Annotated in this window: 14 protein-coding genes and 2 tRNA genes; 5 read left to right on the plus strand and 11 right to left on the minus strand. The window is 68.0% G+C overall.

The window, feature by feature from the left end; translation table 11 throughout:
* Position 1: 1 nt before the first annotated feature.
* From GOHSU_RS06400 to GOHSU_RS06420, 5 genes are all read right to left on the minus strand, one after another.
* On the minus strand, positions 2–817 hold the full coding sequence (locus GOHSU_RS06400) for a serine hydrolase domain-containing protein (protein ID WP_024332835.1): 816 nt from the start codon (positions 815–817) through the stop codon (positions 2–4).
* Positions 818–874: 57 nt separating this feature from the next.
* On the minus strand, positions 875–1,762 hold the full coding sequence (locus GOHSU_RS06405) for a hypothetical protein (protein ID WP_024332836.1): 888 nt from the start codon (positions 1,760–1,762) through the stop codon (positions 875–877).
* Positions 1,763–1,827: 65 nt separating this feature from the next.
* On the minus strand, positions 1,828–2,958 hold the full coding sequence (locus tag GOHSU_RS06410) for an NDMA-dependent alcohol dehydrogenase (protein ID WP_005938610.1): 1,131 nt from the start codon (positions 2,956–2,958) through the stop codon (positions 1,828–1,830).
* 118 nt (positions 2,959–3,076) lie between these two features.
* Positions 3,077–4,672 (minus strand): fatty-acid--CoA ligase FadD5, encoded by a 1,596-nt coding sequence (gene fadD5, locus GOHSU_RS06415; RefSeq protein WP_005938613.1) that lies wholly within the window; start codon positions 4,670–4,672, stop codon positions 3,077–3,079.
* A 91-nt stretch (positions 4,673–4,763) separates the two neighbouring features.
* Positions 4,764–5,564, minus strand: coding sequence for an enoyl-CoA hydratase-related protein (locus GOHSU_RS06420; RefSeq protein WP_005938615.1), 801 nt, complete (start codon positions 5,562–5,564; stop codon positions 4,764–4,766).
* Between the two features lie 171 nt (positions 5,565–5,735).
* Between GOHSU_RS06420 and GOHSU_RS06425 the strand changes: the two genes are divergently transcribed.
* Positions 5,736–6,932 carry a TetR/AcrR family transcriptional regulator gene (locus GOHSU_RS06425; protein WP_005938617.1) on the plus strand — a complete coding sequence of 399 codons (1,197 nt, stop codon included), beginning with the start codon at positions 5,736–5,738 and terminating at the stop codon, positions 6,930–6,932.
* 51 nt (positions 6,933–6,983) lie between these two features.
* Here GOHSU_RS06425 and GOHSU_RS06430 read toward each other — a convergent pair whose 3' ends face one another.
* Positions 6,984–7,874 carry a hypothetical protein gene (locus tag GOHSU_RS06430; protein WP_005938619.1) on the minus strand — a complete coding sequence of 297 codons (891 nt, stop codon included), beginning with the start codon at positions 7,872–7,874 and terminating at the stop codon, positions 6,984–6,986.
* Positions 7,875–7,982: 108 nt separating this feature from the next.
* Between GOHSU_RS06430 and GOHSU_RS06435 the strand changes: the two genes are divergently transcribed.
* On the plus strand, positions 7,983–9,122 hold the full coding sequence (locus GOHSU_RS06435) for an acyl-CoA dehydrogenase family protein (protein WP_005938620.1): 1,140 nt from the start codon (positions 7,983–7,985) through the stop codon (positions 9,120–9,122).
* Positions 9,112–9,786 (plus strand): GntR family transcriptional regulator, encoded by a 675-nt coding sequence (locus GOHSU_RS06440; RefSeq protein ID WP_005938621.1) that lies wholly within the window; start codon positions 9,112–9,114, stop codon positions 9,784–9,786. The genes GOHSU_RS06435 and GOHSU_RS06440 overlap by 11 nt, the downstream gene beginning before the upstream one ends.
* An 88-nt stretch (positions 9,787–9,874) precedes the next feature.
* On the opposite strand, the gene GOHSU_RS06445 is transcribed toward GOHSU_RS06440, so the two are convergent.
* From GOHSU_RS06445 to GOHSU_RS06455, 3 genes are all read right to left on the minus strand, one after another.
* A tRNA-Asn gene (locus tag GOHSU_RS06445) sits at positions 9,875–9,947 on the minus strand.
* An 87-nt stretch (positions 9,948–10,034) separates the two neighbouring features.
* Positions 10,035–10,937 carry a hypothetical protein gene (locus GOHSU_RS06450; protein WP_005938623.1) on the minus strand — a complete coding sequence of 301 codons (903 nt, stop codon included), beginning with the start codon at positions 10,935–10,937 and terminating at the stop codon, positions 10,035–10,037.
* A gap of 185 nt (positions 10,938–11,122) precedes the next feature.
* Positions 11,123–11,611 carry an MOSC domain-containing protein gene (locus GOHSU_RS06455; RefSeq protein WP_005938625.1) on the minus strand — a complete coding sequence of 163 codons (489 nt, stop codon included), beginning with the start codon at positions 11,609–11,611 and terminating at the stop codon, positions 11,123–11,125.
* A gap of 58 nt (positions 11,612–11,669) precedes the next feature.
* Between GOHSU_RS06455 and GOHSU_RS06460 the strand changes: the two genes are divergently transcribed.
* A complete protein-coding gene (locus GOHSU_RS06460) occupies positions 11,670–12,263 on the plus strand; it encodes a TetR/AcrR family transcriptional regulator (protein WP_005938627.1) in 594 nt (197 codons plus the stop codon).
* Entirely contained in the window at positions 12,260–13,963 is a 1,704-nt protein-coding gene (locus GOHSU_RS06465; RefSeq protein ID WP_005938630.1) for an MDR family MFS transporter, read from the plus strand. The genes GOHSU_RS06460 and GOHSU_RS06465 overlap by 4 nt, the downstream gene beginning before the upstream one ends.
* Positions 13,964–14,112: 149 nt before the next feature.
* Here GOHSU_RS06465 and GOHSU_RS06470 read toward each other — a convergent pair whose 3' ends face one another.
* Complete coding sequence (locus GOHSU_RS06470) at positions 14,113–14,730, minus strand: M23 family metallopeptidase (protein ID WP_005938632.1); 618 nt, start codon at positions 14,728–14,730, stop codon at positions 14,113–14,115.
* A gap of 272 nt (positions 14,731–15,002) precedes the next feature.
* A tRNA-Ile gene (locus GOHSU_RS06475) sits at positions 15,003–15,076 on the minus strand.
* Between the last annotated feature and the right edge of the window lie 69 nt (positions 15,077–15,145).

The raw sequence follows: 15,145 nt of genomic DNA on the forward strand, positions 1-15,145 counted from the left end.
CTCAATTGTCCAGTTCGTCCAGGATGGCCTGATTGGTCTGGCTCCACAGGGGCTTGGCCCACGGCCCGAAATCCCGGTCGGTCAGCACCACCGCGGCGGCCTGTCGCTGGGGGTCGACCCACAGGAAGGTCCCGGCCTGACCGAAGTGCCCGAAGGTCTCCGGCGAGTGTCCCGGTGCGGTCCAGTGCGGCTGTTTGTCGCCCTTGATCTCGGGCCCCAGCCCCCAGTCGTTGGGGCGGAATTTGCCGTATCCGGGGGTGAAGCCGTCCAGTCCGGGAAAGTTCACCGCATACGCCGCCGCCGAGGTCTGCGGCGAGATCAGTTGCGGGACAAGAAGTTCAGCGGCCAGTCGAGCCAGGTCATCGACGTTCGACGACGCTCCGTGCCCGGCCGGCCCGTCCAGGGTGGTGGCCGTCATGCCCAGCGGCTGGGTGACCGCCTCGCGCAGATAGTCGGCGAAGGCGAAGCCGGTGGCACGTTCGACGGTCTCGGCGAGCACCTCGTAGCCGGCCGAGGAGTAGATGCGTTCGGTACCCGGCTCGGCCACGGCGATGCGCTCGGCGAAGTCCAGCCCCGAGGCGTGCGCCAGCAGATGCGCCACCGTGGCCCCGGGTGGTCCGGCGGCGTCGTCGAGCTCGATCGCCCCCTCCTCCACCGCGATCAGCACCGCATGGGCCACCAGGAGTTTGGTCACCGACGCCAAGGCGAACACCCGGCCGGTGTCGCCGAACGCCGGGACCGGGGTCCGGCCGGGTGCGATCACGGCGGCCGCGACGTTCCCGACCGGCCAGTCGACGAGTTTCTGCAGAGCCTCCACCCCCGCCACGCTACCTGCGCGGCTCACGCGGCGGGGAGGCTGTTACGTGCCCGCCGGCTACGGGGCGGGGACCGGCTCCGGCTCGGTGGCCGGGGTGTCCTCGACGATGCTGGGTGCGACCTCCAGCTCACCGGAGCGGTCGACCACCTGGCCCTCGTCGAGGGTGCGATCCACCTCGTCGACGGTGCCCAGGACGCGGTCGACGTCGGCGGCGCTGTAGCCGCAGTCGCGGGTGGCCTCGGAGACCCACTTCTTGGTCAGCCGCTCCTTACCCGCCTCATGCGCCTGCGCCACGGTGCCGCGCTGGATGTCGGTGGACCGGCTGAAATCGGGCACCGTCTCGCAGACGTGGAAGACCGAGCCGCCCTTGGTCCAGAACACCTCGTCCTTACCGGTCAGCTCCTTGACCACATTGGCCTCGACGCTGTACTGCTCCACCGACGGGGCGTCCTTGTCATAGGAGAAGACGCCGACCACCACGGCCACAATGATCGCGACGGCGCCGAGGATGCCCTTCTGCTTGCCGTCCATGTCCTTGTCCAGGAAGATCAGGACGATCAGCGGCAGGAACGCCAGCACGGTCATGATGACACCGAGCTGATTCTGGACGAAGAAACGGACCTTGTCCTTCTCCGAGGCCGGGTCGTACCGGTTCGCCTTCTTCCACAGCAGCGAGCCGCCCAGGGTGAGCACCGCGATCGCGATGATCAACCCGATGATCAGCCAGGTGTTCACCGGCTTCTCCGGCAGCAGGGCCCAGACGATGGTGAAGATCTCCAGCCCGATCGCGACCAGCCACAGGACCATCGCGACGATGCGCAGCTTCAGCGCCGTCGACTTGGCTTCCGGAGAGGCCACGAACGAGCCGCCCGAGACGGTCTTGTGTGCGGCCACCTCGGCGCCGCGCTGTGCCCGCGATTTCGCCGGCTTGTTACCCTCTGCCATCATTCCTCCGGTTCAGACGATCGGGGAACAGCGTAATCGGCGGTCCCCCGATCGTCGTGACCGGCTCAGCGATCGGCGTCGGTGTACCGGATCACACCGCGGATATTGCGGCCCTCGAGCATGTCCGAGTAGCCCTGGTTGATCTCATCGAGCGAATAGGTCCGGGTGATCATGTCGTCGATGTTGAGCTTGCCCAGCTTGTACATCGACAGCAGTTTGGGGATGTCGAGCTTGGGGTTGGCCCCACCGAAGATCGAGCCCTGCAGGTTCTTCTGCAGCAGGGTCAGCATCGACAGGTTCAGCGTCACCTGGTTGTCCATCATGTTGCCCATACCGGTGAGCACACAGGTGCCGTTCTTGGCGGTGATGCTCATCCAGGTGTCCACGTCGGTGCCCTGCACCTCGCCGACGGTGACGATCACCTTCTTGCACATGCCCCACCCGGTGGCCTCGCCGATGGCGTTCATCGCCTCCTCGACGGTGGCGAAGGCGGCGGTGGCACCGAACTTGAGGGCCTGCTCGCGCTTCCACTCCACCGGATCGATGGCGAAGACGTTGCGGGCACCGGCGATCACCGCGCCCTGCAGCGCGGCGGTGCCGACACCGCCGACCCCGACGATGGCCACGTCGTCGCCGGGCCGCACGTCGCCGCTGCGGGTCGAGCTGCCGTAGCCGGTGGGGATGCCACAGCCGCACAGCGCGGCGACCTCGAACGGGATGTCCTTGTCGATCTTCACCGCCGAGGCCTCGTGCACCACCATGTACGGGCTGAAGGTGCCCAGCAGCGTCATCGGATAGACCGGCTGGCCGTCGGCGGTGTGGATGCGGAAGGTGTGGTCGGAGACCGCTTCGCCCTGCAGCAGCATCGCACCGAAGTCGCACAGGTTGGCCACGCCCTCCTTGCACGACGGGCATTTGCCGCACGACGGGATGAAGCTCAGGACTACGTGATCGCCGACCTCGAAGTCGGTGACGCCCTCGCCGATCTCTTCGACCACCCCGGCACCCTCGTGGCCGCCGAGAATCGGGAACCCGGCCATCGGGATGCCGCCGGTCATCAGGTGATGATCGGAGTGACACATCCCGGCCGCCTCCATGCGGATCTTGATCTCGTGCGCCTTCGGGTCCCCGATCTCGATCTCCTCGATCTTCCAGGGGGTGTTCAGTTCCCGCAGGATTGCGCCCTTAGTCTTCAATTCCTCGACCTCACTTGATCTTGATCCGCCCGTACCGACGGTCTGCCAACGATTCGGCGCGCGATAGCCGCGCTCAGAATGTGAGCGTAGCCACCGCGCGCCGAAATTGGAACACGTTCTAGTGGACGAGTCCCTCGTCCTTGCTGCCGAACTCGTCGCGCAGACGGGGCTTGACCACCTTGCCGCCGGCGTTGCGCGGCAGTTCGTCGACCACCACCAGATCCTTCGGGTGCTTGAACCGCGCCAGGTTCTCGTTCAGGTACGGCTCGAGCTCTGCCAGGGTCAGTTCCTCGACGCCCTCGGCCAGCACCACCACGGCCACTGGAACCTCTCCCCACTTCTCGTGGGCGCGACCGATGATGGCGGCCTCCAGGATCTTCGGGTGGCTGAACAGGACGTTCTCCACCTCCGAGCAGTAGATGTTCTCGCCGCCGGAGATGATCATGTCCTTGGCCCGGTCTACCACGTACAAGAAGCCCTCCTCGTCCTGGCGGACCAGGTCGCCGGAGTGGAACCAGCCGCCGCGGAAGGCCTCGGCGGTGCCCTCGGGGTTCTCCCAGTAGCCGACCATCAGGGTCGGGCCGCGGTAGACGATCTCGCCGACCTCACCGGGGGCGACGTCCTCACCGAGCGGGTCGACCACCCGTGCGGTCACCGCCGGGACCACCTTGCCGATGGAGCCGATCTTGCGCAGCGCATCCTTGCCCTCGAGCACGCAGGTGATCGGCGACATCTCCGTCTGTCCGAAGACCGCCACGTTGAGCGCATCGGGGAAGGTCTCGTTCATCGCGGTGAGCACCGAGTCCGAGGCCGGGGCCGCACCCCAGGAGATCACCCGCAGCTTCAGATCACGCGGCTGGGCCTGCTGAGCGGCGCACACCGCCTGCCACTGGGCCGGCACCAGGAAGATCGACGTGGTCCCCTCGGCCTCGATCAGATCGAGCAGCTCGTTGGGATCGAAGGCGCCGAGCGGATGGATCAGCGAGAGCGCCCCCATGTAGAACAGCGGCGCCATCGCGCCCAGGCCGGCGATGTGGAACATCGGCGCCACGCACGAGCCGACCTCGTCGGCGCGGGTCTGCAGAGCCTGGATACAGGTCACCGCCTGGGCCTGCATGTTCTCGTGGGTCAGCATGGCGCCCTTGGGCCGGCCGGTGGTGCCCGAGGTGTACATGATCAGCGCGACGGTCTCTTCGGGGATGTCCAGGTCGGGAAGATCCGAACCGTCCTCGGCGACCAGTTCTTCGTAGCGCAGGTGCGCCGGATTGTCGGTGTCCCCGACCACCAGCACATCGGAGATCCCGGTCAGCCCGGCCACCGCATCGGCCAGCGGCGCCAGCAGCGACTCGGTCACGATCATCTTCGCGCCCGAGTCCTGGGCGATGAAGGCCAGCTCCGGCGGGGCCATCCGGATGTTCACCGGCACCGGGATCGCACCGAGCAGGTTCGCCGCGAAGACCACTTCGACGTACTCCGAGCGGTTGAGCATGGCCACCATGATGCGGTCCCCGAAGCCGATGCCGCGCCGGCGCAGCGCGGCGGCCAGCCGGTCGACGCGCTCGTCGAGCTCGCGCCAGGTGGTCACCTTGCCCATGAACTTGAGTGCGGGGTTGTCCGGGATCATCTGCGAATGGCGGCGCACCTGGTTGTTCCAGTGGTTGCGGCGCGAGCGGGTCGGCTCCGAATTCAGGTCCAGGCCCAGGGCGTTGGTCACGATCTCTCCTTCATGGCGGTTGTTCCGGGGATGTACGTAATGGGGGGATTCAGGTGGTACGGGGATTCAGGTGGTACCGGACGACGCGCGCTCACTTGCCCGCGCCGGCGAACGCGGCCAGGGCGGCCTGGAACTGCGGACTCTGCAGCAGTTCGGTCTGCCCGGCGATCTCGGCGGCGATCGCGTCGTCGTAACGGTCCAGCGTGGCCCCGTTCAGTGCCGCCTTGGTCAACGCCAGCGCCGACGCCGAGGTGCGGGTGAGTTTGCTCGTCGCCCGTGCCACAACGGCCTCGAGCGCGGTGGCCTCGTCGACCACCCCGTTGATCAGTCCGTGTTCGCAGGCCTCGCTCGCAAAGAGCTTCTCGCCCAGCAACGCCATCGCATTGGCCCGGGCCCGGCCCAGCGAGGCGGCGAAGGTGGCGCTGGCTCCGCCGTCGGGCATCAGGCCGAGCTTGACGAAGGCGAGTAGGAAGTAGCTCGAGGAGGTGGCGTAGATCAGGTCCGCGGCCACCGCCAGGGAGGCACCGATACCCACCGCCGGGCCGTCGACGGCCGCGACCACCGGCATAGGCAGGGCGCGGACCGCGCCGACCAGCCGGGAGCCGTTCTCGATGATGGCCCGCGAGTCGCCGGCGTCGAACCCGCCCTTGGCAGCGGCGTCGGTGGCCATCCCGGCCACATCGGCGCCGGCACAGAAAGCGCCACCCCGGCCGCTGAGGACCACCACCTGCACGCGCTCGTCGCCGGCCCAGTGCCCGCAGACCTCGATGATCCGGTGCGAGGCAGGCCCGTCCAAGGCGTTCATCTGCGCCGGACGGTCGATCTCGAGCCGCGCGACACCGGTGTCGTCGATCCCACTCCAGATCCCGTCTACGAACTCCGCCTGAGTCATCGATTCCTCTGCTTCCGACGTCGGGTTGTGCCACACGCTAGCACCGAACATGACCTCCGTCACGCGAATCTTGATTAACTTTCCTACGCCTGTCAGCGTCTGCACCTGGGATTTTGACACTAGCGGAAGATTCACTGTGCGGATAACAGAGTTCTACTATGATCGCTGCTCATGAGTCCGACACCGCCTGCCGGGGCCGCTCCCGCGGGCCGGGTGCGCCCACCGGACCGTCGTGAGCACATCCTGGACGCCGCGGTCACGGCATTCTCGGCGCACGGTTTCCACGGGACCCGGCTGGCGCAGATCGCCGACGCCGCGGGGATCTCCGCGCCCGCTCTCTACCGGCATTTCGACACCAAGTCCGATCTGCTCGGTGCGGTCGTGCGCCGGATGAGCGAACGGATTCGGCAGCGCCTGGAGTCGGTTCCGCCGCTCCCCGGCGACCCGGGCACCGAGCTGTCAGACCTACTCGAGGCCTACCTCGCCGACGTCCTGGACAACCGCCGGCATCGTGACCTGTATCGCTGGGAAGCGCGTTCGCTGCCCGCGGCCGACCGGGCCCAGGCCCGGACCATCCGGCAGGCCGCGCACCGCCGGGTGCGGGAGTTGATCTCGGCGCTGCGTCCGGACCTGCCGCAGAGCCAGGCCGACACCCTCACCGACGCGGTCTTCGCCACCGCCAACAGTCCGACCAGCCACCGCGTCAGCATGTCGCGCAAGGTGACGGCCGGTTTGATCCGCGATGCCGCACTGGCGGTCGCCGGCACCGCACTGCCGTCCCCGGATGCCCCGCCGCCCGGGCCTGGCCTGACTCCGACCGCCCGCCGCGAGGCGGTGTTGTCGCAGGCGGTGACCCTGTTCGCCGACCACGGTTTCCACGAGGTCACCATCGAGCAGATCGCCTCGGCGGCGGGTCTGCCGCCGTCCGGGGTGTACCGGCACTTCCCCTCCAAACAGGCGATCCTGTCCGCGGCCCTGGAGCGGGCCGCCGAGCACACCAGCGCGGCCGTCGCCGCCGGCCTGGCCCAGGCCGACTCCCGCGATCAGGCGCTGAGCCACCTGGCCGGGCAGTATGCGCGGTTGTGTGCGGCAGAACCGGAGATCATCACCGCCTACCGGCGCTGCTTCGGCGCACTCGACGGTGCACGCCGCACCGAACTGCGTCGTCGTCAGCGGATGAACGTCGACGAGTGGGCCACGTGGCTGCAGGACGCCCGGCCGGAGTTGCCTTCTGCCGCAACACGTTTCCTGGTCCACGCCGCACTTGATGTGATCACCGATCTCACGGCCGGTCCCCATCCGGTCGATGCCGCCACCGCCGCCGACCTGGCTCTGGCGGTCCTGCTGCAGACCCCCTACTCGGGCTGAGCCCGGAACCCCGAGCCCCCAGCCGGGTGCCGGGCCGCCTGCCGGCTCGGATCAGAAGGTCACCAGATCGCCCAGCAACCAGCGATCGCCGTCGCGAGTCAGGGTCACCCGGACGCGCGACTGATACTCCAGCCCCTCCTCGCCGGCACTGGGCAGTTCCGGTGAGGTCACGGAGTGATCGAGTGCCACCAGCACCACCGCCTGGTCCCGGCTGATCGACATCAGCCCGGCGTCGACGGCGCTGCCCCGCGAGGTGGCCTTGGCCTCGTCGTTGCCCTCGCGCGCCTGCTGGGAGGAGGTGATGAAGCGGTCGGCGAAATCGGGGGTGGAGATCTCGCGGATCTTCCGGTCGAGGGCCGAGTAGTCGTCGGGACTGTAAGTCACCACCGCCGCGGCGTAGTCCTTGGCGTCGGTCAGTGCCTGTGCGCCGATCCCGGAATCGGGTCCGAGCCCATCATCGGATGCACGCACCAGCAGAATGGCCAGCACCGCCACGGCGACCACCAGGCCGGCGATCACGGCGCTCAGTCCGATCGGCAGGAACCGCCGGGCACCGGCTGCGCGCGAGGCGGTGGCGATCCGGCCGGGAACCCGCGTCCGATCGCCGGTATCGTCCCCGTCGCCATCGCCGTGGCCGTTGCTGTCGCCGTCGCCCCCGTCATCGTCGGCTGCCTCGCTGTCTTGGGCAGCGCCGGTGCCGGCGGCCTTCTTCGCCGCCTCCTTCAATCGCGCTTCCTCCCGCGCGCTGCGGTTCTTCGCCAGCAACTCGGCCCGCTCATCGGCAGTCAGCGCGGTGACCGGCGGCGTCTTCTCGGCAGTCGCCTTCTCTGCAGCGTCGTCCGTGTTCTCGGCGGCGCCGTCCGTCTCCTTGGCAGCGTCGTCGGCGGCGGTGTCGGTGGCGTCGTTCCGGCCGGGTTCGGCGGCGTCTTCACTCGTAGACATGGGCACCAATGTAACGGGCGGCGATCCGATCTTTCCCGAACGCTTGCGCCGACCCTACATATCAAATATATGTGATAGGAACGTTTCCCCTGATCCGTAGGAGCTCTCATGGTCGTCTTCACCCCCGAACAGCAGGATTTCGCCAAGTCGATCGCCGATTTCTGCAAACGCGAGACCGGCACCCGCGCCCAGCGTGACGCGTGGACCAACAACGGGCAGGAGAACCATTCGGTCGAGCTGTACAAGAAGATGGCCGACCTGGGCTGGGCCGGGATCAACATCTCCGAGGAGTACGGCGGCGCCGGCGCCGGCAATGTGGAGCTGTGCATCCTGCTCGAGGAGGCCATCCGCGGCCAGGCTCCCATCGGAGGCATCGGTCCGACGCTGATCACCGCCGCGGCCTACGAGAAGTTCGCCGACGAGGACCTCAAGCGCGCGGTGCTCGCCGGAGTCGTCGCTGGTGATTCGCTGTCGATCTCGATGTCCGAGCCCGAGGCCGGTTCCGATGTGGGCGCCCTGACCTGCCGGGCGGACAAGGTCGACGGCGGCTGGAAGATCAACGGCCAGAAGACCTGGTGCTCCAACGCCCACTTCGCCAAGTCCATCCTGCTGATCGCCCGCACCGACTCCTCCGGCGGCAAACACGAGGGCCTGACCCAGTTTCACATCCCGGCCGGCACCCCGGGGATGGAGATCCGCCAGATCGACACCCTCGGCGGCAAGGAGGTCAACGACATCTACTTCACTGACTGCTTCGTCCCGGACTCGGCCGTAGTCGGTCAGGTCGGCAACGGCTGGACGCAGCTGATGGCCGGACTGAACACCGAGCGGCTGATCCTGGCCGCGATGCAGCTGGGCCTGGCCGAGCGGTCGTTCTCCGACACGCTCGAGTTCATCAAGGACCGCAAGCAGTTCGGCCGCCCCATCGGCACCTTCCAGGTCCTGCGTCACCGGATGGCCGACCACGCCACCGAGATCGCCGCCACCAAGGAGCTGATCTACGCGCTGGCTCAGGCCTCCGACGCCAATCCGGGCAAGATGATGGCCCGCGAGGCGTCGATGGTCAAGCTCAAGGCCACCGAGGTCAGCAAGGCGATGACCATCGACGGCATGCAGATGATGGGCGGCTACGGCTACGCCAAGGAGTTCGATGCCGAGCGCCTGATGCGCGGCGCGATCATCTCGACCGTCTTCGGCGGCACCAACGAGATCCAGCGCGACATCATCGGCAAGACCTATGGCCTCTGAGTCCCTGGGACTCCGTCGACGGCCACAGCTGTCCGAGGAGGTCGCTTCCATCCTGCGGCACAAGATCATGACCGCCGAGCTACTGCCCGGCACACCGATCCGGATGGACGAGACCGCCCTGGAACTCGGCGTCAGCGTCACTCCGGTGCGCGAGGCGCTGCTGACCCTGCGCGGTGAAGGCATGGTCGAGTCGGCGCCGCACCGGGGATACGTCGTCGCCGGGCTCTCGCGCACCGACGTCGAAGACGTCTTCTGGCTGCAGGAACAGGCTGCCACCCGGATCGCCCGACGCACCGCCGGCCTGATCGACGACGATCAGCTGGCGCTGCTGGTGGCCGCCAACGATCGGCTGCGCGGCGCGGTGGCCGGCAACGACGCCGTGGCGATCACCGAGGCCGAGTTCGAGTTCCATCGCACCCACAACCGGATCAGCGGCAGCAATAAGTTGGCCTGGTTCCTGCTGGCGGCCACCCGGTACACCCCGCATCAACTGTATGCGAGCGATCCGGACTGGGCCGCGGTGACCCTGGACAGCCATCAGCGGCTGATCGAAGCCTACCGGGCAGGCGATCCCGATGACGCGGCCGCAGCGATCGCCGTGCAGTTCACCGACGGGGCCGAGCGTCTGCTGGCACATCTGGAGACGACGCCGCTCTGGGGGTGAGCCGCCCCGCACAACGCCTGGCCGGCGACGAACACATCATGGAAAGACGACGGAGGGCCCGCTGCATGCAGCAGGCCCTCCGTCGTTGCTCCCCCAATTGGACTCGAACCAATAACCTGCCGATTAACAGTCGGCTGCTCTGCCTATTGAGCTATGGGGGAAGGCTGGCTCTTTCCGAACCGAGATGGAACTTTATCCCATCGCCTCGGCGGCAGCAAAACGCCTGGTCGAAAGCCTGTCAACGCCGGTCAGAACCGGAACGAGAGCGCACCGGTGCTGTCGGCCTGCCGATAGCGCAGGTACTCCTCCACCGTCGCCTCCGGCACGGCGGCGGTCCCCGTGGCGATGGTCGCCACCAGGAACTCGCGGGAGTCGCCGTTGCGCCACTTACCGGTCTTGAACCCGGAGATATAGGTACCCGTGATGGCCTTCAGATCCGAATCGCTCAGGTCACTGTCGGCGGCCGCTTTCGCGGCGGCGGCATCGGTCATGGTGAACACGTACTGAGTGAGCATCACGTCGCCGCCCTCGGCCTTCCAGACCAGCAGCGACCCATACTTGCAGCCCAGGGCGGTCAGCTTGCCGTCGCTCTCTAGCGGACCGCAGTCGCTGAAGTCCTCGCCCCGCACCCACTCGGCCTGCAGTGCGACATCGCCGAGCCGGAAATTCCAGTCACCGTCGAACTCGGTGTAGGTGAAGCGCTCACCGGCCGCCGGGCGCGGACGGGAGGAGGCAGCGCTGCTGGCCGAAGAACTCGGCGCGCTCGAGCTCGCCGACGAAGACGGTGAGGAGGCCGCGGTGCCGGTCGACTCGTCCTCGTCGTCGTTGGCGATCAGGAAGACGACCCCGGCCACCAGGGCGGCGACCACCGCCACCCCCACCACTCCCACCACCGTCAGGCCGACCGTCAACGCCGTATTGGACTTCTTCGGCGGCTGCGGCGGAAATCCCGGCGGCTGACCGGGCCCCGGCTGGCCGTAGCCTTGGGGCGGATACCCAGGCTGGCCGTAGACCGGCTGCCCGTACCCCTGAGGCGTTTGTCCGGGCTGGCCGTAGCCCTGCGGCGGGTATCCGAGCTGGCCTGCCACCGTCTCCTGCCAGTGCGGGTCGGGCTGTCCGGGACCGGGTTGCGGACCAGGGGGTTGCGTCATCAGTGCACCCTTTCGCGTTCATCGATCGTGCGGCTTGCACCGTCGTCGTACCGGTAGATCATCGCAAAGCCGTTCCGAACGCGTCGGCGCGCCCAGCGAACCCGGCCGTACTCACCCCCCGGGGGCCCGCGAACACCTCAGCGACCGTCTGCGCGTCCGCGGGCCGCTCCAGCAGCTCGACCACATCATCGGAGGCCACCGGTCCGGGGGTGAGGACCCGCAGGTAGGCACCCGGTCGACCGGCCGGCCGCCAGGAAGCGTTTGACCCAGCCTCGCTCGTGCTCGCCCCCGACCCGTCTGGCAAACGTCTGGCACGGGATTCGCGGGCCGGTCACCTGGACCACCAGTCTCTCCCCGATCTGCCAGCATTCCCCGATCCGCGCCCCCGAGACGTCCAGCCCGTCGATCCGCAGATTCTCCCCGAACCAGCCCGGCTCGGTGGGCTGTCCCAGCTCCTGCGCCCAGTGCCGGGCGTCGGCGCTGCTGTAGGCGTAGATCGCCTTCTCCAGGCCGCCGTGGCGCTTGCGGTCGGCCTGCACATCGGCGTAGAGCCCGTACTCGCCGGCCTGCACCGGTCCGGCCACCGGGCGCTTATCGATGGCCGTGACACCGGCCGGCCCCGGATCGGACAGCAATTGATGAACGACGCAGACGGCGACTACACGGGCGGTCATGGCACCACAGTAAAGCTGACACTTGACCCTGATCTTGCACTGGTGCAATAATGCACCAGTGCAAGACGAACCGCTCCAAGGAACCCGCGAACACAAACGTTCGCAGACCTTCCGCCGCATCCACGAGGCCGCAGTGGAGCTGACCCTGCGCGACGGCCTGGCCGCCGCCACCGTCAACGAGATCGCCGAGCGAGCCGGCGTCTCGCGCCGGACGTTCTTCAACTACTACCCCGCCAAAGAGGACGCGGTCCTGGGCATGCGTGAGCCCCAGATCCCCCCGCGCGCCCTCCGGGAGTTCCTCGATCCTGCGCCGGAGAACACCCCTGCACCGGAGAACGACGACGACGCCGGGCCCGGCAAGAAACGCTTCAACGCCGCCCTGAAGCTGACGGTCACGACCATGGCCTTCAACGGCGTCCGCGCACATCGGGATGCCACCCAGGAACTGCTGGTCACCGCGTTGAGTGAACAGCTGGCCGAACGCACCGCCTCGCCGCGGGCCGCAGACAGCGCCCGGGCGCTGATCCTGCTGGCCGGTGCGGTGCTGCGCTTCGCCTACAGCGACGACCCGGACATCCTCGACGATCCCGACCCTGCGGCGATCTCCGCCGCCATGACCACTTTCCGTGACGCTCTGAAAGAACTCGTATGACCCAGACCGGCACCGCCGCAACCCCGGTGGAGACCAAGTCCGACCACAGCATCCTGTATCTGTTCATCGGCCTGATGATCGCCATGCTGCTGGCGGCACTGAACCAGACCGTGCTGTCCACGGCACTGCCGACCATCGTCGGCGAACTCGACGGAGTCGACCAGATGACCTGGGTGATCACCGCCTACATTCTGGCCAGCACCGTGGTGATGCCGGTCTACGGCCGCATCAGTGACCTGCTCGGGCGCCGCCCCATCCTGATGGTCGCCATCGTCCTGTTCATCGCCGGCTCCGTCGTCGGCGCCCTGGCCGGCAACATCGAGGTTCTCATCGCTGCCCGCGTCCTGCAGGGTCTGGGCGGCGGCGGTCTGATGATCCTGTCGCAGGCCGCCATCGCCGATGTCGTTCCGGCCCGCGAACGCGGCCGCTATATGGGCGCGATGGGCGCCGTCTTCGCTGTCGCCTCGGTCGCCGGACCACTGCTGGGCGGCTGGCTCACCGAGGGGCCCGGCTGGCGCTGGGCGTTCTGGATGAACGTGCCCCTGGGCCTACTGGCGCTCGTCGCCTGCTTCGTGTTCCTCAAGCTGCCGAAGCCGGATCTGGTTGAACGGCCCAGGCTCGACTACCTGGGTATGGCGCTGATCGGTGCGGCGACCACCACCCTGGTGCTGGTCAGCACGTGGGGCGGCAACACCTATGCGTGGGCGTCCCCGCAGATCATCGGCCTGATCGCGGCCACCGTGGTGCTGGCAGTCGCCTTCTGCTTGGCCGAGCTCCGCGCCGAGTACCCGGTGATCCCGATGGCCCTGTTCCGCGACCGCAACTTCACCCTGACCACCATCGCCTCCCTGGCGATCGGTATCGCGATGTTCGGCGCGCTGGGCTACATGCCGACCTACATCCAGATGGTCACCGGTGTCAGCGCCACCGTGGCCGGTCTGCTGATGATCCCGATGATGGGCGGCCTGCTGGTGGCCTCGGTGGTCTCGGGCCGGCTGGTCAGCAGCACCGGTCACTACAAGGGTTTCCCGATCGCCGGCTCCATCGTGCTCGGCATCGGCCTGGGCCTGCTGTCGACCCTGCAAGTGGAGAGTCCGACCTGGCTGATGTGCACCTATCTGGCGATCATCGGCATCGGCATCGGCCTGGCCCTGCAGATCCTGACGCTGATCGTGCAGAACTCCTTCCCGGGCCGGATCGTGGGGACGGCCACGGCCGCCAGCAACTACTTCCGCCAGGTCGGGGCGACGCTCGGTTCGGCGGTCGTCGGCTCGATCTTCGCCTCGCGGCTGATCACCATCCTGGCCGAGAAGCTGGCCGACAGCCCGCTGGCGCAGCAGGCCAGCGGTGGCGGCGGCGACGAGTTCCGCCAGCATCTGACCCCGGCTGGCGTCAATGCGCTGCCCGAGGCGATCCGCCAGCCGATCATCCACTCCTACAACGAGGCCCTGCTGCCGATCTTCCTGTTCCTGGTGCCGATCGCGGCGATCGCTCTGATCGCGTTGCTGTTCGTCGAACAGAAGCCGCTGTCGACCTCGGTGCAAGACGAGATCACCGCCGAGTCCCTGGCCGAGGGGCAGCTGCTGGAGATGGTCGACGACGATCCCCGGTCGACGGTCACTCACCACACGCCGCGAAGCACCGAGGAGAGCCTCGCCCAACCGGGTGCGCCCGAACCGGAGAAGGCCGAGCGCAGCTGAGCACGCGGAGCCGAGAGCATCCTTGGCACTGAAGTACCGGCGGTGGGGCCGCCATCTCGGCCGCTCCCCCGCCGGGCGGCTACCGGCGGCGCCGGGCCGTCCCGCTCAACGACAGTGCAATGCGAGCCCCGCGCCGGCAGCCGAGTCGATCAGAGCCGGACGCCGCGCTTGTGCAACCAAGTGTGCGGGTTGATCGGGGTCCCGGCGGCGTTCCAGACCTCGTAGTGCAGGTGCGGACCGGTGGAATCGCCGCGGTTGCCCACGGTGCCGATGGTCTGACCGGCGTTCACCTTCTGGCCGGCGCGCACGAAGATCTGCTCGACGTGACCGAAGACTCCCGTGGTGCCGTCGTCCTGCCGGACCCGGATCCATTGTCCGTAGCCCGAGGCCGGACCGGCCTCCAGGACCACCCCGTTGGTCACCGCGCGCACCGGGGTGCCGATCTTGTTGGCGATGTCGACACCGTTGTGGTGGGTGCCCCAGCGTGCGCCGTAGTGGGAGGTGACGGTGCCGTGGGCCGGCTTGGCCGCGCGGGCCTGACCCAGACCGGACGGCAGCAGGCCACTGAGTGCTGCGTCGAGCTCCTGTGGCAGGTTGTCGGGCAGCTGCAGGTTCTCGGGCAACTGCACGCCGTCCGGAAGCGTGATCGGCGAGGCAGGCTTGGCCGCGGCCTCACCTGCGGTGGCGGCGGCCAGCCCGATCGCGCCAGCGAAGGCCGCTACGACGCCGAACCGGACCGACGCAGCCGCCCGGTTCGGCGACTCCACCCGATGACGGCCGGACCGGCGGTTTCGCGGGGCGCTGCCGAATGCGGCACGGGTCGAAAGTCGGTCAGGAGTCACACGGTGTCGAGCCACAGTCTTCGGTCCATTCAAGTCTAGATAACGTTTTGGATACGGTAGGGACACGGCAAGGCTACTAGAGTGCGCCGGTGGAGGCCAGCCACGGTGGGCGGGGACTCAGTGACGTCGCCACCTCGCCAGACGTGGGACCACCCGTCATCCAAACACACGGCCCTGGCGTCGGTCGAGGAATACGGTGGGGCGACCGGGGCTCGAACCCGGGACCAGCGGATTATGAGTCCGCGGCTCTAACCAACTGAGCTATCGCCCCCTGTCCCAGCGTGACGCCGGGCCGTTCAGCAGCCTAGCCGATCCTGCGTTCCCGACGTCGCCCGCTGGC

Source organism: Gordonia hirsuta DSM 44140 = NBRC 16056 (assembly GCF_000333015.1).
GTDB classification, from domain to species: domain Bacteria; phylum Actinomycetota; class Actinomycetes; order Mycobacteriales; family Mycobacteriaceae; genus Gordonia; species Gordonia hirsuta.